19 protein-coding genes are annotated in these 22,954 nt (G+C 35.2%); 8 read left to right on the top strand and 11 right to left on the bottom strand.

The annotated features are described in order from the left end of the window. Positions 1 to 28: 28 nt before the first annotated feature. From EKM64_RS02885 to EKM64_RS02900, 4 genes are all read left to right on the top strand, one after another. Positions 29 to 1,183, top strand: a complete 1,155-nt coding sequence (locus EKM64_RS02885; RefSeq protein ID WP_125675416.1) for a thiolase family protein — start codon at positions 29 to 31, stop codon at positions 1,181 to 1,183. After that, on the top strand, positions 1,180 to 2,412 hold the full coding sequence (locus tag EKM64_RS02890) for a hydroxymethylglutaryl-CoA reductase, degradative (protein ID WP_125675418.1): 1,233 nt from the start codon (positions 1,180 to 1,182) through the stop codon (positions 2,410 to 2,412). The genes EKM64_RS02885 and EKM64_RS02890 overlap by 4 nt, the downstream gene beginning before the upstream one ends. Beyond that, entirely contained in the window at positions 2,412 to 3,566 is a 1,155-nt protein-coding gene (locus EKM64_RS02895; protein ID WP_125675420.1) for a hydroxymethylglutaryl-CoA synthase, read from the top strand. The genes EKM64_RS02890 and EKM64_RS02895 overlap by 1 nt, the downstream gene beginning before the upstream one ends. Positions 3,567 to 4,276: 710 nt before the next feature. Next, the gene (locus tag EKM64_RS02900) at positions 4,277 to 6,478 is read left to right on the top strand and encodes a Tex family protein (protein WP_125675422.1); all 2,202 of its coding nucleotides are present in this window, start codon (positions 4,277 to 4,279) and stop codon (positions 6,476 to 6,478) included. A gap of 87 nt (positions 6,479 to 6,565) precedes the next feature. On the opposite strand, the gene EKM64_RS02905 is transcribed toward EKM64_RS02900, so the two are convergent. The 7 genes from EKM64_RS02905 to EKM64_RS02935 all read right to left on the bottom strand — a co-directional run bounded on the left by EKM64_RS02905 (position 6,566) and on the right by EKM64_RS02935 (position 13,995). Continuing rightward, the gene (locus EKM64_RS02905) at positions 6,566 to 7,243 is read right to left on the bottom strand and encodes a phosphatase PAP2 family protein (protein WP_125675424.1); all 678 of its coding nucleotides are present in this window, start codon (positions 7,241 to 7,243) and stop codon (positions 6,566 to 6,568) included. Further along, complete coding sequence (locus tag EKM64_RS02910; RefSeq protein WP_164505284.1) at positions 7,240 to 9,618, bottom strand: YfhO family protein; 2,379 nt, start codon at positions 9,616 to 9,618, stop codon at positions 7,240 to 7,242. Before EKM64_RS02910 ends, EKM64_RS02905 begins: the two co-directional genes overlap by 4 nt. 16 nt (positions 9,619 to 9,634) lie before the next feature. Then, entirely contained in the window at positions 9,635 to 10,288 is a 654-nt protein-coding gene (locus tag EKM64_RS02915; RefSeq protein WP_125675428.1) for a VTT domain-containing protein, read from the bottom strand. A 97-nt stretch (positions 10,289 to 10,385) separates the two neighbouring features. Further along, positions 10,386 to 11,756 carry a HAMP domain-containing sensor histidine kinase gene (locus tag EKM64_RS02920; protein WP_125675431.1) on the bottom strand — a complete coding sequence of 457 codons (1,371 nt, stop codon included), beginning with the start codon at positions 11,754 to 11,756 and terminating at the stop codon, positions 10,386 to 10,388. After that, positions 11,749 to 12,444, bottom strand: coding sequence for a response regulator transcription factor (locus tag EKM64_RS02925; protein WP_125675433.1), 696 nt, complete (start codon positions 12,442 to 12,444; stop codon positions 11,749 to 11,751). The genes EKM64_RS02920 and EKM64_RS02925 overlap by 8 nt, the downstream gene beginning before the upstream one ends. 80 nt (positions 12,445 to 12,524) lie before the next feature. Next, entirely contained in the window at positions 12,525 to 13,358 is an 834-nt protein-coding gene (locus tag EKM64_RS02930; RefSeq protein WP_125675435.1) for a 3D domain-containing protein, read from the bottom strand. 163 nt (positions 13,359 to 13,521) lie between these two features. Next, positions 13,522 to 13,995, bottom strand: a complete 474-nt coding sequence (locus EKM64_RS02935) for a nucleoside 2-deoxyribosyltransferase (protein WP_125675437.1) — start codon at positions 13,993 to 13,995, stop codon at positions 13,522 to 13,524. A 173-nt stretch (positions 13,996 to 14,168) separates the two neighbouring features. Between EKM64_RS02935 and EKM64_RS02940 the strand changes: the two genes are divergently transcribed. Continuing rightward, on the top strand, positions 14,169 to 15,869 hold the full coding sequence (locus EKM64_RS02940) for an FAD-dependent oxidoreductase (RefSeq protein ID WP_125675439.1): 1,701 nt from the start codon (positions 14,169 to 14,171) through the stop codon (positions 15,867 to 15,869). Between the two features lie 214 nt (positions 15,870 to 16,083). Here the strand turns inward: EKM64_RS02940 and EKM64_RS02945 are convergent, their stop codons facing one another. Next, the gene (locus EKM64_RS02945) at positions 16,084 to 16,947 is read right to left on the bottom strand and encodes a LysR family transcriptional regulator (RefSeq protein WP_125675441.1); all 864 of its coding nucleotides are present in this window, start codon (positions 16,945 to 16,947) and stop codon (positions 16,084 to 16,086) included. Positions 16,948 to 17,054: 107 nt separating this feature from the next. Here EKM64_RS02945 and EKM64_RS02950 point away from each other — a divergent pair, with 107 nt between their 5' ends. Beyond that, the gene (locus tag EKM64_RS02950) at positions 17,055 to 18,071 is read left to right on the top strand and encodes a YeiH family protein (protein WP_125675597.1); all 1,017 of its coding nucleotides are present in this window, start codon (positions 17,055 to 17,057) and stop codon (positions 18,069 to 18,071) included. A 176-nt stretch (positions 18,072 to 18,247) separates the two neighbouring features. Here the strand turns inward: EKM64_RS02950 and EKM64_RS02955 are convergent, their stop codons facing one another. Then, entirely contained in the window at positions 18,248 to 19,180 is a 933-nt protein-coding gene (locus EKM64_RS02955; protein WP_125675443.1) for an L-lactate dehydrogenase, read from the bottom strand. Positions 19,181 to 19,201: 21 nt separating this feature from the next. Then, complete coding sequence (locus EKM64_RS02960) at positions 19,202 to 20,233, bottom strand: branched-chain amino acid aminotransferase (protein WP_125675445.1); 1,032 nt, start codon at positions 20,231 to 20,233, stop codon at positions 19,202 to 19,204. Positions 20,234 to 20,683: 450 nt separating this feature from the next. On the opposite strand from EKM64_RS02960, the gene EKM64_RS02965 reads away from it, so the two are divergent. Beyond that, the gene (locus EKM64_RS02965; protein ID WP_125675447.1) at positions 20,684 to 20,995 is read left to right on the top strand and encodes a hypothetical protein; all 312 of its coding nucleotides are present in this window, start codon (positions 20,684 to 20,686) and stop codon (positions 20,993 to 20,995) included. Between the two features lie 104 nt (positions 20,996 to 21,099). Beyond that, positions 21,100 to 21,966, top strand: a complete 867-nt coding sequence (locus tag EKM64_RS02970) for a DegV family protein (protein ID WP_125675449.1) — start codon at positions 21,100 to 21,102, stop codon at positions 21,964 to 21,966. Between the two features lie 141 nt (positions 21,967 to 22,107). On the opposite strand, the gene EKM64_RS02975 is transcribed toward EKM64_RS02970, so the two are convergent. Then, complete coding sequence (locus EKM64_RS02975) at positions 22,108 to 22,953, bottom strand: aldo/keto reductase (RefSeq protein ID WP_125675451.1); 846 nt, start codon at positions 22,951 to 22,953, stop codon at positions 22,108 to 22,110. Position 22,954 lies beyond the last annotated feature (1 nt).

Raw genomic sequence — 22,954 nt, forward strand, 5'->3', positions numbered from 1 at the left:
GGCTATTTTACCAGAGAGGATATGAAATATGGATTCGATTGTAATAATTGATGCTAAAAGAACAGCGATAGGTAAATTTCGTGGACAATTTGCCAGCTTGAGTGCTGTAGATTTGGGCACGCAATTAGTCAAACAATTACTTGAAAAAAACCAACTTGATCCTCAAATAATAGATCAGTTTATTTTTGGAAATGTCTATCAGGCCGGTTCCGGTCAAAATTTCGCACGTCAAATTGCTCTAAATTCGGGGGCAAGGGTTGAATCGACAGCCATGACCGTTAACCAGGTCTGTGGTTCAGGAATGAAAGCAGTACATGATGCTACGAATTCACTTTTACTTGATGACGCGGAAATAGTTGTCGCTGGTGGAGTGGAGAGTATGTCCAATGCTTCTTTTTATGCCAAGAGGATTGGCAAGTTGGAGGCTGCTAAAGATTTAGGCGATACTTTATTTCAAGATGGTTTAAATGATGCATTTAATCATCAGCCTATGGGAATGACCGCAGAAAATGTTGCTCAAAAGTACGCTGTAACTCGTCAGGCACAAGATGAATATTCGTTGAACTCACAGCACAGTGCCGTTTTAGCACGCGAAAAATTAGCACGCGAAATTTTGCCGATAGAAGTTGATGGAAAGTCAGTTATGACTGATCAATCTGTCAGAGGTAATACTACTATGGACAAGATATCACAGTTGAAACCGGCTTTTGAAGAAAATGGTACAGTCACGGCTGGGAATTCATCTCCTTTAAATGATGGGGCAGCTGCCTTAATTATGATGAATAAAAGTAAGGCCGAAAAATTAGGCTTAAGCTATTTAGCTGAGATCACCGGGTACACAGAAGTGGGTATTAATCCTAATTATATGGGTTATGCGCCGTATTATGCGATAAAAAAATACCAAGATAAATTCAACATTAATGTGAATGATTTTGATTTGATCGAAATAAATGAGGCCTTTGCAGCTCCAACCATTGCAGTTGCACGTGATCTCAACATTTCAGGAAATAAGTTAAATATCTACGGCGGCGCAATTGCTTTAGGGCACCCATTAGGAGCTACTGGAGCACGTATGATCGTGACATTACTAAATTCTTTAGCAACTGAAAATAAGTCCACTGGTCTAGCTTCATTATGTATTGGTGGTGGTATGGGTATGGCAATGGGAGTTAAATTGGTATGAAAATATATCAAATGAGTGATAAACAGCGCATTGCCTATTTACTATCAAAAAGGCTCATTACAGTAGAACAAGCGGAGTTCTTAGCCAATAGAGAACCATTATCAAGTCAATTATCTGACGGTTTGAGTGAAAATCAAGTCGGATTATTTGGCTTGCCCTATGGATTTGCGACAGACTTTTTAGTTGATGGAAAAAAATATTTAGTGCCAATGGCAATCGAAGAACCTTCGGTCGTAGCGGCAGCCTCTAATGGGGCTAAAAGAATCAAGAATAGCGGAGGTTTCACGACTGAACCTAGTCAAAGAATTGTTACGGGTCAGATTGTTTTAGAAAATTTGACCGCTGAAGATATTAAGAAATTAACCAATGCAAAATCTCATATTCGACAAATTGCTAATAGTGCACGTCCTAGTTTGATCAAACGTGGCGGTGGAGTGGTCGATATTGAGTTTGTTAGTGCCAGCACATTTTTTGAAATTGATATCAAAGTAAATACAGTCGATGCCATGGGAGCAAATATTGTTAACTCAATTTTAGAGAAGACCTCTCAAACGGTGTCAGAAATGGTATCGGGGGATGTTTTGTGTAGTATTTTATCTAACAGTGGTGCAGACCAAGTAATCACAGTTAAAGCTAAAGTTTCTTTTGCTGATTTGACTACTAAAAATATGTCTGGTGTAGACGTTGCTAAAAGAATCGTTAAATTGACTGATTTTGCCAAAGTTTCAACTAAAAGAGCTGTAACCCATAACAAAGGAATCATGAATGGAATCGATGCAGTTTTGATTGCGACTGGGAATGACTTTCGAGCTCAAGAAGCAGCCGTGCACAGTTATCATGATAAATATCAGCCATTTAGTGATTGGAAGATTGTTGATGATCAATTAGTAGGCAAGTTGCAGATACCAATTGAAGTCGGCAGTATTGGTGGTGCCATCAGTGCGTTACCAATGGCTAAAATTAGTTTGGATATTATGCAGATAACTAACAGTCATCAATTACAGTCAGTTATTGGAGCCGTTGGTTTAGCTAATAATTTATCAGCATTAAGAGCACTAGTAACGACCGGTATTCAGGCCGGTCATATGAGCTTACAAAGTAAATCTTTGGCAATCTCAGCTGGTGCCAAAAATGAAGAAATTGCGTTAGTAGCGAAGAAACTGAATCAAACAAAAAAATACTCTTTAGAGTATGCGCAAGAGATTTTGTCAGAATTGAGGAACAATTAATGGATATAGGTATTGATAAAATTGGTTTTTATACGCCTAAAAAGTATATAGATATTGTTGAACTAGCTAAGGCTAGAAATGTTGATCCTGATAAATTCACGATCGGAATCGGACAGAGTAAACAATCCGTCCCTATGCAGTATCAAGATAGTGTGACAATGGCCGCCGAAGCAGCTGATCAAATCATTTCTGATGATGATAATATTGGTTTAGTTATTGTTGGAACGGAAAGCAGTGTTGACGAGTCTAAAGCTGTGGCAGCATTTTTGACTGATCTATTAAATTTACCAAAGAATATACGTGCTTTTGAGATCAAAGAAGCTTGTTACGGAGCGACAGCCGGGTTAAAGATGGCCGAAGGATATGTTGCTTTGAATCCGGATAAGAAAGCATTAGTTATTGCTAGTGATATCGCTAGATATGGAATCAATACTCCAGGTGAGGTTACACAAGGAGCTGGATCTGTAGCAATGATGGTCAGTCAAAATCCTCGTATTTTAAAATTTGATCATGAAGAAGTCTACATGACCAAAAATGTCGGTGATTTTTGGCGTCCAACATTCTCCAAAACAGCTTTTGCTAGAGGAAAATTCTCTAATCAAGTTTATGTTGAGTTCTTTAGTGAACTGTGGAAAAAATATCAAACAGATTTTAATCAGACGGTGAATAACTTTGATACAATGCTTTTCCACATTCCGTACACAAAGATGGGTATGAAAGCTTTGAAGACATTAAAGGATGAAACTGATCTGGATAAGTTTGCTGAATTATCAGAACATTATCAAGCAAGTATCAAAATGAGTCGTGAGGTGGGTAATCTTTATACTGGATCACTTTACTTAGGACTAATATCCTATTTGATCAATGGGGATCCCAAACCGGGTGAAAAAATATTGATGTTCAGCTATGGATCAGGTGCAGTTGGAGAACTCTACAGCGTTACTATTCAACCAGAATTTAGAAGAATATTAGATAGTGAAAAAATTAAGAAAGTTTTAAATAATCGTGAAAAAATAAGTATTTCAGAATATGAAAATATTTTTGCCAAAGATCTCCAAAATGGTGATAGTATCAATGATTCAGACGTTTTTGATAAATTTTATTTACGCGAGATAAAAGAAAGTGAAAGATTATACAAAAAGATCAAACTTTAATCTTGTAAACGTTTTCTGACAATGGTATATTAAAGACGTGGTAAAGATGAAATGCCAAGAACTGTAGCCCCATAATTTTCATGCTAGACAGGTTTTATTCATTTCCAATAGGGAGATGGTAGGATTAGAGAGCAAAGAATTATAAGAGTAGTACGGTACAAAGGCATTTTGGAACTAGCAACAAAAGTTAACATAAAATCGACTTAATAATATAGTAGTCGCGCAAGCTCAATACATGATTTGCTAGGATCCAATTTTTAAACAAAGAACACGTAGTGTAGTAAGATTTGTTTTACGTAGTATGATTCACTTATGTATATATTTTTGATAGATGTATTTGATGAAAACTGCAGTAGAGATTTCATCTTACCACCTCAAAAATGACCTCGTCGTGAGACGAGGTTTTTTTTATGCTGTTATAAAAATGTTATTTAAATATGTCGTTTCCAGAACTGATAGTATTCATATACTATGTAGAACGGCTTGAGCTAAAAACGGTCTCGAAATTGGCTGAAGTCATAAATGAATCCACCTCATATCAAGGATAGTGTTGTTGGTGCTGATACCGTGATATAATTGATGACGTTATTTCAAAGGAAGACTTGGAGGTTTAAATCTAAGTCTTTTTTGATACTATGTTAAGAACAAAATGATAATGGTGATTTTTGCCCCACCATAAATAAGCAACTTGATTAAAACTGGAGGTCCACATGGTAATAAGTAAATCAGAAGATAATTTGGTTGATTTAACTCAATCAGTTCATAAACAAATGAATAATTACAAAGTTCAACAGATAAAAGCAGTTTTAGAATTGTTGGATGAAGGTAATACCGTACCGTTTATTGCTCGTTATCGCAAGGAACGTACTGGTACTTTAGATGAAGTTGCCATTCGTGATATTGAAGATGAAGCACGTCGATTGATGAAGTTAAACCAACGTCGTAATGACGTCATTAATTTGATTCAAGAACAGGGCAAGTTAACGCCTACATTAAAAAAGCAGCTTGAAGAAGCGATGGTATTACAAAAAGTGGAGGATCTGTATCTTCCATATAAACAAAAAAAGCAGACCAAAGCTGGTATTGCTCGAGAAGCCGGATTAGAGCCTTTAGCAAATTGGTTATTAAGTTTTCCATCGGGGGGATTAAATAATAAAGCAAGTTCTTTTATTAACGTTAGTAAAAATCTACCTGATTTAGAGTCAGTTTGGGATGGAGTTAATGAAATTTTAGCAGAACTCTTCAGTGAAAAGGCCAGTTTTCGTGAATGGATAAGAGGATATACCTATCAAAATGGTGAATTGACTAGCAAGGTGAAACGTGGTGCTAAAGAAAAGGATGAGGGACAAACTTATGAAACATATTACGATTTTCAGCAATCTTTAAAACAGATTCCCCCATATCGAATCTTAGCTATTAACCGTGGAGAACGTGAAAAAATATTGACAGTGGGTATTTCCATCGATACTGATAGAATTTTAAATTTTGGATATTCTCGAATAATTGGTCGTCATCAAGGTCCAGCTGTAGAAAAAGTGAAGATTGCCTTTGCAGATGCGTACAAACGATTTTTGGGACCGGCCATTGCAAGAGAAATTCGTCGTAAGTTATCTGATCAAGCAAATGAACATGCAATTAAAATTTTTGGAAATAACTTGTATCATCTTTTGATGGCATCACCATTGAAAGGTAAAGTCGTTATGGGATTTGACCCGGCTTATCGGACAGGCTGTAAGTTAGCAATTGTTGACGCTAATGGACAATTTTTGACCAAACAAGTTATTTATCCCCATAAACCGGCAAGTAAAGAAAAGCAAGCTGAGGCTAGTACAGAATTTAAGAAGTTACTTGAAGATTATCAAGTTGAAATGATTGCTATTGGGAACGGTACTGCTAGTCGAGAATCGGAAGAGTTTGTTAGTGGCATCTTAAAAACTCTAAAACGTCCAATTTATTATGTGATTGTTAATGAAGCAGGTGCTTCAGTTTATTCAGCAAGTGCCAATGCTCGTTCAGAGTTTGGAGATCTTCACGTTGAAGAACGTTCGGCGATTAGTATTGGTCGTAGATTGCAGGACCCGTTGGCTGAATTGATAAAAGTTGACCCTAAAGCAATCGGTGTGGGGCAATATCAACATGATGTTCCTGAAAAAGATTTAGATGAGCAATTAGATCGGGTCGTAGAAACGGCCGTGAATCAAGTAGGAGTTAATGTTAATACAGCAAGCCCAGAATTATTGACTCATATTTCTGGATTGACCTCAACTACCGCAAAAAATATTGTAAAATTTCGAAATGAAAAGGGTGCCTTCGATAATCGTGAATCTTTAAAACAAGTTTCTCGATTAGGTCCTAAGGCATACCAACAATCAGTTGGATTCTTAAGAATTATTTCTGGAGATGATCCTCTGGATAATACCGACATCCATCCGGAAAGTTATACTGTCACACGAAAGTTATTAGAGGAAATCGGAATGTCTACCGGATCGATTGGTACTACCGAACTTCATCAAAGATTAGTCAAGTTAAATAAGCATGAATGGACTAAAAAGTTGGGTATTGGAGAGGAAACTCTAACTGATATTATTGAAGGATTGAGTAAACCAGGGCGAGACCTTCGTGATAATATGCCAGCACCATTGCTCCGACAAGATGTCTTAAGTATGGCTGATCTTAAGCCGGGGATGGAACTTCAAGGTACGGTTAGAAATGTGATTGATTTTGGCGTATTTGTTGATATTGGAGTTAAACAAGACGGATTAGTTCATATTTCACAGTTAGCGGACCGATATGTTAGTGATCCAAGTACTATAGTAACAATTGGTGATATTGTTACTGTTTGGGTATTGAGTGTCGATGAGACCCGTAATCGTATTCAATTGACGATGCGTGGAAATAAGGTTAATAATTAGTTATAAGACAGGCTTTGAGTTTGGTTCTATTAAATTAATAATATGATTAAAAATACATCAAACACAGATTATGTGTTTGATGTATTTTTAATTTTGACTATTTCTTAGAACCGGCAACTTGTTTATTATTCTTGAAGTCAAATCATAATATTTTAGATAAAGTAATTGTGAGAATTCCCACCAAGATGCCGCCAACAGAACGCTTCCAATTGTGTCGGAAGTAAAATGCCCCCGGAGGTATAATCTCGAAAATATTAGAACTGCCAACCAACTTATAGCTATGGCACAAAGAAGAAATTGTACTTCTTGATTTTTGAAATAAGGTAATACTAGATAAATTATAAATAGTACTAGTAATGTGGTTCCAAAAACGTGACCGCTAGGGAAACTATATCCAGAATCAGGAATGACTTTGTCCGTTGGGCGAGGACGTTTTACTGTTATTTTGATTAAAAAAGCAATTGCGTCACCGGCCATTAATGTACAAAAGGTCCAGATGCTTTCAACTTTTTTTCCTATGGAGAAGAGCCAAAACACTATAAAAACAGTTAAAAGGATAATAATCGGTGGACTGCCTAAGAAGGTTATTACTGTAAAGATTGAAGTATAGCTACCATTGTTCATTAATTTGATTGCGTTTTGAATACCGTTATCTAATCCAGCTAACCATGCGTTGTGACTGACAACTAAGTATTCTAATACTATGAAAATAGCGATGTAGGTTAGTGCCAACCAATGTCTGTAGTTATTTTTAGAAAAAATCATAATTGGTCCTTCTTTCTGAAATATTGAATCAGTAACATTAATAAATAGATAACTAGACTTAAGATGCTTATTTGTACGCCTTTAGATAATCCAGGTACGTTGTATTTCAGTTGGACGTTATTAGAACCTTGCGTTACTGGAATACTGATTAAATTGCCAGATACCCGTTTAATATTTACTTGGCGACCATTTACGACTGCGTCCCAGCCTTTATCATAAGGAATACTCATCAATAAAGTTTGGTTAGTTTTATTAATGTGGATCGTTCCCGAAATATTTTGGGCGTTCCATTTTTTGCTCATAGTAAATTTGGTAATTTGTTTGGTAGATTTAGCAAAATCGGTATTGTTAAAATAATAGAATTTTTCTGATGAAGGTCTACTATTTAAATTAAGATTGGAATTTTTACCGAGGCTCGTTATGGTGTGAGCAGGGACAGATATTTTTTTGTCGTTAACATTTATCGAAGTTTTCTTTTGAGAAACGACATATAATTTTTTGTCACTTTCTATTGCAGATGTTTGTTTAAAGTATTCTTTGTTTTGATTAGTAATATCATTCCAAACGGTTGTTTGATTTAAAATAGGATCATCCTTAACGAATTTAGTTTTTAAAATTCTTTTATTTGCAGCGAAACCAACACCTAGAACTTTGTTTTTAGTAAGATCATAGTCATGCGTAGACATGGATAGTTTATATTTAATGTCGAATAAATTGTTTGTGATCGGTGTATTGCCAAATGAATTAACACGACGGACATTTTTACTGTAATAACCCAAGTGTTTGAGCATTTTACGAGTATTGTTATTTAGAGTTGAACTGTATAAATCAGTCGTTTTTACGTTGAAGAGTAATGAATCGTTATAATTATTGTATTTCAAATCATAAGCATGATTTATTAGTGATTTATTATTATCGACTCTGAAAAAAGAGTCAGAGGAATCATTAATTCTGTTAAACCAGCGTTGTTCAATAGTGTAATTTTTCAAGTAGGGCTTTTGATCGCCAAATTTAGCACCAGCCAACCCACCAATAAAATTGAATCCTAGTTCAAAGGAGAGAATTATTAAAATTAGATATGTGTATTTCCTTGAACGATTGATTAACAATAATCCCAATAGACTTAGAATAAGAAAGCCTATGTCATAGATTAAATATTTTGGATCGACCAAATTATGACTTATGTTGGCGAAAAAATATCCAACCGCTAACAGTCCAGAGGCCGTGGCACCAGATATAAGAAGGTTCTTCTTAGTTGGATGTGCTTGCCAAGACTCGTAGGCCAACATTATGGCAATAAATGTGAAGAAGAAGACGTTTCTAAATGGAAAACCTGCTGGATGCTGGAACATATGCCAGACGGTATTAAATGTTCTGATGAACAATCCTAGAAACAGTGTCACTAGTAGAAATGATGCGGCTATTTTCTTTTGTTTTGTAATGTTTTTATTTATAAAGAAACTTATTAATAATATGAACGCAACGGATCCCATAAAAACGCTAGGATTGTGAGAAATTCTTTGCGTATAGTCACTACCGACTGCTCCAAATTGTGATAATCCTGATATTCCAAAACTTGGAGTGGGTAAAAAGTTTTTTACTTTGACGCTCTGCTTGGCAGTTTCTAGCATACCGAGTGCAGTGGGCAAAAGAATTACGGTACTCATAGCAGCACTCAATAGAGATGATATAGAGAAAAGAATGATTGGCTTTTTGTTGAAACTCTTATTTAAAATAAGAAGATAGATGAAATAGAAAAGTGAGAACAGGCAGGTCATGTAACCTAAGTAATAGTTAGTTATGATCGTTAACAATAAGGTTGAAACGTAAAGAGTAGTTTTCCCCTTATAGAACAAACTTTGAATTCCTAGAACGACAAGTGGTAAAAGAATTAAAGCATCTAACCACATCAAATCGTAGAAATACGTAGCAACAAATCCACATAGAGCAAAAACCGTAGAAAAGGCTAAATTAATAAAATCGTTGTTTTTATAACTCTTTTTGATAAATAAACTACTGGTGAATCCAATCGTTGATATTTTTAATATTATGATCCAAGACAAGGCTGTTGGAACTGCATTGGCAGGGAATAATAACAGTAAAAAATTAAAAGGGCTAAGTAGGTAGTATGAAATTAGTGGAAACATATTGTCACCTAAAGACAGATTGAACGAATAAAGTGAAAAGTTTCCAGATAAAAAAATGTGTCTTAAATTAGTTAAGAAAGGGATGTACTGTGCACCAATATCACTCAATAAAAAATTTTGATCTCCAAATGGAGTTATTCTTAAATATATGAAAACTGTGGCAACGATCAAAAACGGTAATAAGAAAGATAATAAATAATATAAGATAGTTTTGCGTTTATTTGTCAATTTAACCTCCCAGAACTTACAGAGTACGTTTCTGAAGGATGTAATTGCGTAAAGTGATTATTCCTATTGGAATGAGTGAAACTAAAACGATTGCTAACATGATCAGTGTAAAGTTGGATTTAACAACAGGAACATTACCGAAGAAATATCCAGATCCGATACATAGAATGACCCAGGAAAATCCGCCTAAAATGTTATAGATCCAGAAGTTACGATATGGCATGCGACTTCCACCAGCAGTAAAAGGAACCAACGTTCTAATAATTGGCATAAATCTACCTAAGAAAATCGCAAAATTGCCCTTTTCATGAAAGAAGACCTCGGCCTGTTGTAAATTCTTTGGCTTAATTAGTTTTTGCCATCGTGGACTTGTACTAAGGTACTTACCGAATCGTTTACCAATTTCAAAGTTTAGACTGTCGCCCAATGATGCAGCAATACCTAAAGTAATTATTAAGATAAATGGATTTAGAGATTTTTGTGATAATGCGGCTAATGATCCAGCTAAGAAGAGAAGGGAATCGCCAGGTAAAAATGGTAATACGACTATTCCAGTTTCAATAAAAATTATGGCAAAAATTAGTAAATAGACTAGAAATCCTGATTGGGCCATAAGTTGAGGGATCAAAGTATCGAAGTGAAGAATTGCTGCTATTAGTGTTGTAATCATAAAAAAGAACCTCCCTTAATTTCTGAACTCATTGTAGTCAGAGATTAAAAGAGGTTCTATCTATAAATAATGAATAAATTCTGAAAAATTCTCAGAATTAATGGTTATTTATTGGTAATTCAATAATGAATATACTTCCTTTAGGTATATTATCTTTTACAAAAATGATTCCATTATTCAGTTCTACCAGTTTTTTGACGATCGATAGTCCTAAACCAGTACCAGGGATATCTTGTGATCTGGCCTTGTCAACACGGTAGAATCGTTCGAATATTTCCGGTTTTTCAGTATCTGGAATTCCCATACCGTTATCAGCAATTTTTATTCTAATACTATCTGATTTTTCAATCGATATGACAATTGTGCCGTTTGAATCTGAGTATTTACTAGCATTATTTAATAGGGCAATAATTATTTGTTTAAAGTTATCATCATTAATGTACGAAAAAATGTGATCGGGAATTTTACGAGTTATTTTTTGTGTGATCTCGTTTTCGTAATCATCTAAGGTATTTTTTATTAGTTGAGATAGATCAATATCCTTTTTGTCAGTAGTAGCATGATCCATTCTAGATAACTGTAAAAGACTTTCAACCATCTTTTGCATTCTCAAGGATTCACTATCAATGAATTTCAATGACTTGGGTATTATCTCTGGATTAGTTTTCCCATGGCGATCAATAAGCTTAATATGACCACGAATAGCAGTTAAAGGTGTGCGTAATTCATGTGATGCATCTGAAACAAATTGATGATCACGAATCGCCTGTGTATTTAATTGATTTAGCAGATGATTGAATTCGTCACTTAAATCGTGAACCTCTTTAGGATTATCTGGAACTGGTAGTTGAGTGTCATAAGATAGTTTGGATTGATTGATCTCATGAGTCGCTGCGGTTAGATCTTCAAGCGGTTTATTCAATTTTTTGGATAGTATTGAAATTAACCAAACCCCAATTACAAATCCAAAAATCATGACAAATAATAAAACATCAAAAATCAGATGAAAGATATGCATAACATTATGCAGACTAGTCCATGTTTCGTAATGAATTCCACGATTGTAACTAGTTTGATGATAAAAGAATTGATGATTATCTTTATATTGGAATGAATTGAAAATGGTTCTAGGTTTCGGTGTATTATTTTCAAACTCCTTTGTATTTTCTGAATAGTAGATGTGCTGTTTATTATTCTTAGTGAAATATACTTTTACATAAGTTTCGTCATTGTCAGTATCATTGATTTTTTTCCAGCGAGTCCAGTCGGATTTTCCATCTATAAATGAATTTTGTAAACTATCCATCATATTATTTGAATCGTTTATCCTTGATTGGATCAATTGATATCCGACTGTGACCATTAAGGATAACCCAATCAGAATTATTATTAATGAAAGGATCAAGGCATATACTTTTGTGATTCTTCCGGCACTGGAATTCGTTTTATTTATTAATTTTTTAAGCATTATTGTCGTCCCTTAATATGTAACCAACACCGCGAATTGTTTGAATTATGGATTGATGATGATCAGTGTCGATTTTATTACGCAAATACCTAACATAGACATCAACAATATTAGGTTGACCGTCGAAATCAATTCCCCAGACTTTATCTAATAATTCATCTCTGGTCAGAGTTTGATTTTTATTCTGCAATAATATTAATAGTAAATCGTATTCTCTTTGGGTTAGTTGAATATCCTGATTATTTTTAATTACTTGACGTGATTTTGTATTTAATATCAGGTCATTGATCTGATACGTTTCTTGATTATCTTTAGTGTCATCTTGGTGTCGAATGATGACGCGAATACGGGCCAACAATTCTTCAATATCAAATGGCTTGGTAATGTAATCGTCAGCACCACTGTCAAGACCGGCAACTTTATCGCCAATGTAATCTCTAGCTGTCATCATTATTACTGGTACCTTTGAATGGCGTCTGATACGTCGTAAGATTTCTAGTCCATCTAGTTTTGGTAACATCCAATCAAGTATTATTAAATCAATTTTATCTTTATCTTCCTGATATAGATTCCAGGCTTGTTCGCCATCTTTAGCAGTTATAACATTGTATTCTTCAAATTGCAGTTCAGGTTCTAAATATGCGACTAGACTCTTCTCATCTTCAACGAGTAATATTGTTTTTTTCAAACCAAATCCTCCCACGGGTACAAAAAAAGGTATCTCTACATATAATACTGTAGAAATACCTTTTTGTATTTAATTACTAATTATTTAATTACTTGAACTGTAACGTTTTGACGTCCAAATTGTAGGGCTTGTGAGTTAGGCATAGCAATATCTAATTGGTTAGGATTGCTGTATGCAAATGTACCTGTGTCATTAACAACACGGTCATAAACAGTACCGTTGCCATCAGTAATCTTTAGATGTGTACCCTTAGGATATTTTGATAAGTTAGCAGCAACACCGCTGTAACCCATGTTTGAGCCTAATACAGCTGGATCATAGGCAGTAGCATTCATAGTAACTGTTTCTGATACGTGTTCTTCTGTCATGAATTCAGCTTTGATCCATTGTCCGGCACCAAGATCATACCAAACTTGACCACTGTTATCTGTATATTGATCGTAGACTTCAAAACCTGAACCGTCTGATACAGAATTACCATTAAAGTAACCATTTGGTGAATCATAAAGGTTTACGTTACCTTGATCTGATTGAACGTACATCCATTTGTTAACATTACTTGATTCACTAGAACCTTGTGTTGTTGTATTTGTTTGTGGAGCATCAAAAGAAATATCTGATGATTTGACCCACATATTTGTACCTACTTCATAATAAGTAGCGTCATCAAGTGTAATAGTTTTATCGATCTTCCATGCTGTAGCATTTTGAAGTGAGGCTGATCCAACTGTAATATCACCATCAACTGAAGGTTCGTTGTAGATTGTTGCGCCATTAGTATTTGTAACATAGACCACACCGTCTGTGCTAGAAACTGAAACTGCGGCTTGAACAGCATTACCTGTTGCGGCAAATGTTGTAAGTGCAAGTGAAGCTACGGTTAAAACTGATACTGCAAATTTTTTGATTCTCATTGAGATATGTCCCCCGAATTACTTTGAAGCCTTTTTGGCTTAACGAATTTTCTTACGAGAAACATCATATAACGCATGACATAAAAAAAGTTGGATATAATCCAACTGTAAAAGACATGTAATACTATTGAAATCTAAAAAGATCATTATTTATAAAATTATTTTAGGCATACGCCTTGATTTCGACCAATAATTTATCAATCGTGTTAACAACTTTTCCGTTCAACTTGATTAGACCAATGGTGTAAGTGTTGACATATTGAAAGGGATTTTCGCCAATTTCTTCAATAGCTTTTAATTTCTCTGGGTTCTCGGCGCCATGCTGTCTAAGGTCAGTATAAAGTCCAAGAACGGGGATCTCTTTACCAAAAGCTAAGCCAATTTCTGATGCTACACCAATATCGATGACCTCACCATCAAGAATGGCAACTACTAAGTCAGATGAGAGTAATTCCTTGTTATCTTCTTCAGCAATCTTGATCGAGTCAGCAAATTTTGTTTTATCGTTGATATCTCCGTTTTCTTGAGGAAGATAAACTTCAATGTTTTCGGACATTTCACGGATTTGTTTAACAATTACTTCATTATACATTCTGTCAGCTTGAGAAAATAAGCCATTAGCAAAATAGATTTTCAATATAAATCCTCTTTTCTGAGTTATTAATAATATCTTAGCATGGAGAATTAGTAGAAGGAACTGATTTCTTATGGCTAAATCTTGCAGAATGAAGTATGCTGGGAATGTAAGAGCTTTCTTTAGTTCGTTCTAAATTATATATGTGTGCAACCTCATTTAAGGAGTGAAGGAAAATGGGAAAAAGAATTGTTGTTGTTGGAGGCGTTGCCGGTGGTGCGTCAGTTGCAGCGAGGGTTAGAAGATTAGATGAAGATGCTGAAATCACAATGTTTGAAAAGGGACCAGATGTTTCATTTTCAAATTGTGCACTTCCATATTATCTAAGCGGAACGGTTGAAAATGCTGATGATATTGTTTTAATGAGTCCAGAAGAGTTCAAAAACCAATATAATATTAATGCTGTCACTAATACAGAAGTTATTGATGTATCAGCTGAAAATAAAACGGTTCAGATAAAGAATCTAGTTACTAAGAGTATTGAGACTTATGATTATGATGAATTGTTCTTGTCACCAGGTGCGGTGCCTAAGATGCCTAGCTACATAAAGGGTATTCAGAATGAAAATGTCTTTTCAGTTAGAAACGTCGTTGATATTAGAAAGATATACGATTATATAAATGAACATCAAGTTAAGAAGATTACGGTTGTCGGGGCTGGATTTATTGGCTTGGAAGTAACTGAGAACTTGGTCGAAGCTGGAAAGGATATTACTTTAGTTGGATCTTCCAAACATGTTCTAAAGAATATGGATGACGATTTGGCTCAGATTATTCACAAACAGTTAATGGAACACGGTGTTAATTTGCTATTGAACCACAAAGTGGTTGAGTTCACAGGTGATTCTGTAGTATTTGATTCTGGGGAGAACGTTCCCACAGAAATGGTAATAATGGCAGTGGGTGTTAAACCAGAAACAACTTTAGCTGAAAAAATTGGTGTTAAAATCGGTAAAACTGGAGCAATTGCCGTTAATCAAAATTATCAAACTAATTTACCACATGTCTACGCCGTTGGTGACGCGATCGAAGTCGTCAATATGATAACTAAGAAAAAGGAACGATTAGATTTAGCGTTTCCAGCTCAAATTGAAGCACGTGATGCAGTTAACCATGTTTATGGACGTTTAGTACAACAGCATGGTGTTATTGGATCACAAGTTATTGGTGTGTTTGGATTGAATGCTGCTTCTACTGGATTGAGTGAAGAACAGTGTCAAAATAATGGCATTGATTATCGAGTAGCCATGGTAGCACCTAAAGATAAAGTTGTGCTGATGCCAGACGTTCATCCAATTTTCTTGAAGTTAGTATTCAATTATCCAACAGGAGAAATTTTAGGTGCACAAGCTGTGGGCAAGAGCCAAGTTGACAAACAGATTGATGTGATAGCTACGATGATCACAATGCATGGACATGTAGAAGATTTACAAAATCTTGAGTTGTGTTACCAACCTATGTTTAGTACCGCCAAGAATGCCGTCAATATGGCCGGACTAGTAGCAACCAATATTTTGAATGATGAATTTAAACAAGTTCCCATGACCTGTGTACGTAAATTGGTTGAAGACGATGCCTTTATTATTGATGCTCGTGAACCAGATGAGTATGCACAAGGGCATATTAAAGGATCGCTAAATATTCCATTGAGCCAATTCCGCGATCGTTTGGAAGAAATTCCAAAGAACCAACCAGTTTATATTCACTGCTTAACTAGTCAGAGAAGTTACAATATGGTTAGAGCATTAAATAATCTTGGTTATTCTAATATCTATAATATAGTAGGGTCTTTCTCGGGAATATCTGAGTATGAGTATTTCCATGATGTTCATGATAAACGTGAACCTATTCTTACTGATTATAAACTGGATTTGTAGGTTGGTGTTCCGCCTACGTGAGAGCGTAATCTGGCCGGATCACACTCTCCTTTTGGCTCGATTGGTATAGTAAAAAATGTAATTAAAATGTGAGCCATGATTCCTATATTTTTGGGAGTTATGGTTTTTTGTTTGAGTTTCTCCTTTTGTAACATAATAATTTCAAAATTGAGTCCCTAGACCAAGGCTTGAGACGGTCGCTTAACAGGTGGAATTACTCGAAATCGGAAGCGACCTCACGATACATATCAATAAAATAGCTATCTTTCAAAAATACCAAATTAATGGGATGTTCAATATTAAACCCTTTGATCAAAATTTGATTTAACAATCCGTGTTGTAGTTCGTTTTCCACAAGTGATTTGTACATGAAGCTTATCCCCAAGTTTTGCTTTAACAATTGAATAATAGTTGTCGGACTAGATATTTCAGAAACATTTTGAAAATCATGAATTTGAAAATTTTGAATTGCCAGCCAATTTTCTAAAATATCACGGCTTCCTGAGCCAGGTTCTCTAACCAAAATATTTTGATCAAATAATTTATCAATTGAAATAGCTTTTTCAAAGGTTAATTCGTGATTGGCTACGCAGATAAAAGGTTCACGTTTGATCTGAATTGAATCGAATTCCTTCTTATTAAAATTACCTTCGATTAAACCAAAATCAATTTTTCCATCACGTATTTTTGCTAGAACATGTTCAGTATTATTGATCTCGGTTGTGGTGATCCTGAATTTGCCGGTTAATTTCTTGATAAATTCGGGTAGTAAGGTGGTGCTTAGTGACAGAGTACAGCCCATTTTTAGTTGATTTGAATTTTTCTCATGTTGCAGTGAATCGATCAGACGAGAACTTTCTAAAGAAATTTTTTTAGCATAGTCGGCCAGTGCGATTCCCGATGAAGTCATTTTGATCTTATTATTGTGTTTAGTTACTAAAGTTAAATTCAATTCATTTTCCAGAGAACTTATTTGCTGAGAAACTGCAGGTTGTGTGACGAATAAAAGCTGTGCAGCTTTAGTGTAAGAAAGAGTCTCTGACAAGATAGCTAAAGTTTTAAATCTTTTATCTAACATAATTACCTCATAAGTATTATTTATGGTATAAAAATAATTACTAATTTTTACTTATATCATTTCTATATTATCATTTAAATCATGTTAATAGAGAAAGGAATATGATTATGGGAGTTTTTAAGACTAGAAGTTTTTATTATGCATTTATTCTTACATTAATGTGTTCTGTATTGGGAACATTTTTGGGTGGTTTGCCATATTTAACAATTATTGGAGCCTTAGTGATTTCTTTAATGTTGGGAATGATATTTCAAATTCATCAACCGACGATCGATAAGGCTCGTTCGGGGATTGGTTTCATTTCTAATAAATTTTTACGATTGGGAATTATTCTATTGGGTTTTAAATTGAACTTGATCGATTTGGCTAATGCCGGGGTCAAAACTATCTTAGTAGCCATGATCGTCGTGACAGGGGTGATTATTTTAACCTATAATTTTGCGCGAAAACTGGGTGTTAATAAAGAATTGGCAATCCTAACTGCCAGTGGAACCGGTATTTGTGGTGCGGCCGCGGTTATGGGTGTTTCTCCACAGATTAAAGTTAGTCCTGATAAGGAATCACAGAAAAAGGACGATGAAGTGCTAGCCGTGGCGATTGTAGCCATTTTGGGAACAATTTTTACATTGATTGAAATTGCCATTAAACCACTGCTCCATATGAGTTCTATGCAATTTGGAGTTATGGCGGGAGGTTCACTACATGAAATAGCCCATGCAATTGCGACCGGTGGTGCCGGAGGAGCGGTTAGTTTGAGTTCGGCCATCATTACAAAATTATCTAGAGTTTTGATGTTAGCACCAGCAGCATTGATTATTGGAATCTGGTACCAGAAAACGGAATCCAAAGGATCAACAGACAAACAAAAATTACCAATTCCCTGGTTTATGGGTGGTTTTATTTTGACCAGTATTATAGGAACATTTATTCCAATGCCAGGTAATATTTTGAATGGATTAGTTAAATTGGCCTATTTGATTTTGGGAATGGCAATGGCCGCACTTGGTATGAGTGTAAATTTTAAAGTATTCTTGACTAGTGGTAAAAAAGCCGTTTTTGCCGCATCTGCTGTATCAGTCATTTTATTAGGATTTATGATTGTTGTTAGTAAAATGTTTTTCTAGATTATTAGAACAAAAGAACTCGATCTACTCTGTTATCAAAGTAGATCGAGTTCTTTTGATTTGTTTAAATAAGCTAAAAAAATGGCGGACCTCAGAGCTTGCTACGACCAACAATCGCACCAACGGAGTTGTTACAATCAATGTTCTAGGCAATGCTTAAGGTCTAACCGCCATCTCTACACTCTCTGATACATAGTGGCAAATTTTTCTTTAATTGTATCGGCAGAATTTTTTAACTTGGCTTCTTCATCATCGGTCAAATGTAATTCATTAACATACTGGATGCCACCTTTTCCTACTACGGCGGGTTGTCCTAAATATGTATCGTACTTCTTATTGTAAGTTGAAACTGGACATTCAAGTTGTGCATCGGAGATAACTGATTGTGCTAACTTGACGGCACATGTGCCGATTCCAAAACTGGTATAACCTTTTCCGGAATGGATGGCCCAACCGCCGTGTCTGATTTCTTTTTCTAATTTATCAAGGTCTAAATGTTTTCCTTTTGATGTGGCATATTCTTTTAGGGGATGATTGTTAACTGTTACGGTCGACCAGGCTACAAATTGTGATTCTCCATGTTCACCTAGTACATAACCACCAATGTTCTTTGAGTTAGTTCCGAATTGTTCGGCAACAACACGTTGCATTCTGGCTGTATCTAAGAATGTTCCGGTAGCTAAGCATTGCTCGGCAGTGAATCCGACTGTTTTTTGAAGATATTGAGCAATTGCATCACAAGGATTCATAGTGTCCACTAAAACGCCATTAAAACCTGATTTAGCAATTTTGGGTGCGATATCTTTAACGATTTCTCTAGTATATTCAAATTCAGCCCAACGATTTCCTGAATTATTATCCAAAGCGTGAATATTTCCAGCAGTGACGAATAACACATCGGTATCTTTTAATTCACTATAATCTTGAATCTTAATTTTTGTCATTGTATCTAGGCGAGCCTGACAATCTTGTAAGTCTAGTTGTTCGGCTACGGCCAAATCTTGATTTTTGTCGATCAAAACAAGTTCGTCGGCAATTCCTTTGGTGACTAATGTATATGCAACGGTAACTCCTACGTGTCCTACGCCAATAACTCCGAATTTTCTCATAATAATCATACCCTCATTCTTTTAGTCTACTTGCTGTACCCAATTTTCTGGAGCTTCTACGGTACCGAATTGAATTCCTGTCAATTCATTGTATAGTTTTTGAGTAACTGGTCCTACTTCTGTTTCACTGTAAAAGACGTGAAAATTGCCTTCGTGTTCGATACCGCCAATTGGTGCGATTACGGCAGCAGTACCACAGGCACCAGCTTCTTTAAATCTATCTAATTGGTCAATGTAGACATCACCTTGTTCTGTACCTAAGCCTAATCTGTGTTCAGCCAACCAAAGCAATGAATACTTTGTAACACTGGGTAAGATAGAAGGTGATTTCGGAGTGACAAATACATCATCTTTTGTGATACCAAAGAAGTTAGCGGCACCGGCTTCTTCGATCTTCTTATGTTCAACTGGATCTAAGTAGACGCAGTCTGCGAAACCTTTGGCAGCAGCTTTTTTATTTGGTAATAGACTGGCAGCGTAATTACCACCAACCTTAGCTTCACCGGTACCTTTATGTGCGGCACGATCGTATTGTGAAGTGGTAAAGTTAACTGGAGTCATTCCACCTTTAAAGTAGGCTCCAACTGGCTGTGCAAAGACGGTGAATAAATATTCCGGTGCGGGATGAACACCGATTTGATCACCAATACCAATCATTAAGGGACGTAAGTAGAGTGTACCGCCAGTACCATAAGGAGGAACAAAATCTGCATTTGCCTTAACTACTTGTTTAACTGCATCAATAAATTTATCTTCGGGGAATGATGGCATTAATAATCTTTCACAGGAATTGTGGAATCTCTTTGCATTTTGATCTGGTCGAAATAATTGGATTTTGTTGTCAGGTGTTCGATACGCCTTTAACCCTTCAAAAGCTCCTTGTCCATAATGTAAAATTGTAGAAGCTTCACTGATATGTAAAGTATTGTCCTCGCTTAATTCACCATCTGACCATTCTCCGTCTTTCCAAGTTGCTAGAAATCGGTAAGGTAAATCCATATATGCGAAACCTAAGTTATTCCAATCTAATTTTGATGCATCTGCTTTTGCCATATATAATTATCTCCTTAAATGTGTTCTTAATTTAAAATAAAAAATGACCAAGTTGAATAGATATCAACTTGATCATTCATTAGCTTCTGATCAATTGAGGATTAGAAAAGTCCTCTATTGAAGGTACAACTAGAATGCAAGTTGATATTTTTAATAATGACTAACACAATAATTAAAATAATAATTGATAACATCATGAGTAGTACCTCCTTTGATTAGAAATTTATTAAAATTAAGTTAGACACATAATAAATCTAGAACTGCACAGTTGTCAATAAAAAATTACGTTTTTATTGATATTATGGTATTAATGGATAATTGGTTTGGCTACTATATCGACTCTAATTTAGATTAAAAATGACAATTAAAAATTGACAAAGTGTCTAAAATAGTAGTATTCATAGCCTACCAAGATATAATATTATCGAGGAAAGATGGAGGAATTCAATAATGAAAAAAATTGAAAAAATCAATTCGATCAATAAATTATTAAATGAACTCAATTTTAGTTTGGATAATGAATTTGCTAAAAAAGCAGTTTTGACTGCCTATATAAAAATAAATAAATCAGAAAAAATTTCTTCTAAGGTTAAGGAAGTTCCGGAGGCAATTGATAATATGGAGTATGATTTTATCTACCTCTCCAGACAGGATTATAAGTTTTCCGATAAATCTATGGAAATATACCAACAGTTAAAAGCATTATCACGAACAAAATTCGGTCACGGTTGGGGTGGCTTAATATTTGCCCCTATATGGTAATTTTTCATAAAGTCGGGTATTTATATTCTAGAAAAAATTGTTTTTGTGTTATGCTTTAATCACTACTTTTGTATTAAATTTGATATAAGGAACGAGGACAATCTATGACAACGGCAGTTGTGACAGATACAGCAGCGTACTTAACACCTGAACAAATTAAGAAATATCACATTACTGTTCTGCCAGTTACAGTTATTTTGGATGGCAAACAATATAAAGAAACTGAGGAACTTGATCTCAAAACCTTCTATGATTATCTAAAGAATGAAAAAGAGTTACCCACAACATCGCAAGTTTCAATGGGACAAATTGAAGAAGCATATGACAGGCTAGTTGATAATGGTGTGGATAAAATCATTTCAATTCATTTATCGAGTGGAATAACTTCTTTTATGGATAACTTACGTATGTTTTGCAAGAGTTATACACGTGCCAAAGTATTTCCAGTGGATTCATTAGCCGCTAGTGCTGGTGAAGCAAATCTATGTTTACTTGCCGGAGCTCTGGCAACGGATGGCAAAGAAGCAGAAGAAATAGTTCCAGAATTGGAAAAATTAAGAGAAACTTCTAATGTTTATTTTGCAGTAGATGATTTGAAACATTTAATGAGAACTGGACGTTTGAGTAATCGCTCAGCGGTTATTGGTAATTTATTGAATATCAAACCTCTACTAACCTTTAACAAAGAAGGGAAAATCATCGCAATAGGTAAGGAAAGAACCATGAAACGCTGTTTGCGATTGATGTTATTAGAATTACAAAAAAATATAGAACAAGTGGATTATAAAATTCATGCAACTGTAATTGATGCTAATAATGAGGTTTTATCGGAGGCATGGGCCGATGAGTTACATGAAACTTTTCCGGATATCCGTGTTACCATCAGTCACCTAGGACCATCGATCAGTGTTCATACGGGTGAAAAAACGATGGGTATTTTATGGAGTCGTGATTGGCAGACTATGATTTAAATTCAATTTATGTTAGTGTTCTGTTTTATTTATAGATATAAAAATAGGTCCTAGATATACGTATTTAATATGTATATCTAGGACCTATTATTTTTTGTAGTAATCTAGATTAATTTTTTCCAAATCAGAATCGTACGTCGTTTAATGGAATTCTAAATCCAAGATCCGAGAAACTTCCTCAGGATCGTGATATCCTAGACGACTGTTGTCAATATTAAAAGTTGATATCTCTTTTAGATCTTCATCCGTTAATGAAAAGTCAAATATATCCATATTTTGAACTAAACGTTCTTCGTGTGTTGATTTAGGAATGGCGATGGCGTTTTGTTCAATGATCCAACGCAAGGCCACTTGTGCAGCGGATTTTTGATATTTTTCACCAATTTTAGTTAACAAGAGATCTTTAAATATATTGTGTTTACCCTCATCAAATGGTCCCCATGCTTCTAATTTAATATCGTAGTCGTGCATAAATTCTCTTATTTCAGTTTGTTGATTAAAAATATTCAATTTGATTTGATTAACCGCTGGGATGACTTTATTGAAGTGGATAAAATCTACCAGACGGGATGGCTCAAAATTAGATACGCCGATGGCACGGATTTTACCAGTCTCATAAAGCTCTTCTAAAGCGTGCCAGGCACCGAAAATATCACCAATAGGTAAGTGTAATAAATATAGATCTATATAATCCAATCCTAATTTATCTAATGAGCTTTGAAATCCACGTTTAGCACCATCATATGTCATATCTTGGACCCAAAGTTTAGAAGTTACAAAAATATCTTCACGCCTAATGTCACTTTCCTTAATGGCCTCGCCAACAGCTGATTCATTTTTGTAGGCAGTAGCAGTATCTATTAAGCGATATCCATTCTTCAATCCAGTTAAAACTGTTTTTTTGGCAGTATCAAAGTCTTCAATCTGAAATACGCCTAGTCCAAGTTGTGGCATTTTTACGCCATTATTTAGAGTTATATATTTCATC

The sequence above is a fragment of the Companilactobacillus keshanensis genome, assembly GCF_003946205.1.
GTDB lineage: Bacteria > Bacillota > Bacilli > Lactobacillales > Lactobacillaceae > Companilactobacillus > Companilactobacillus keshanensis.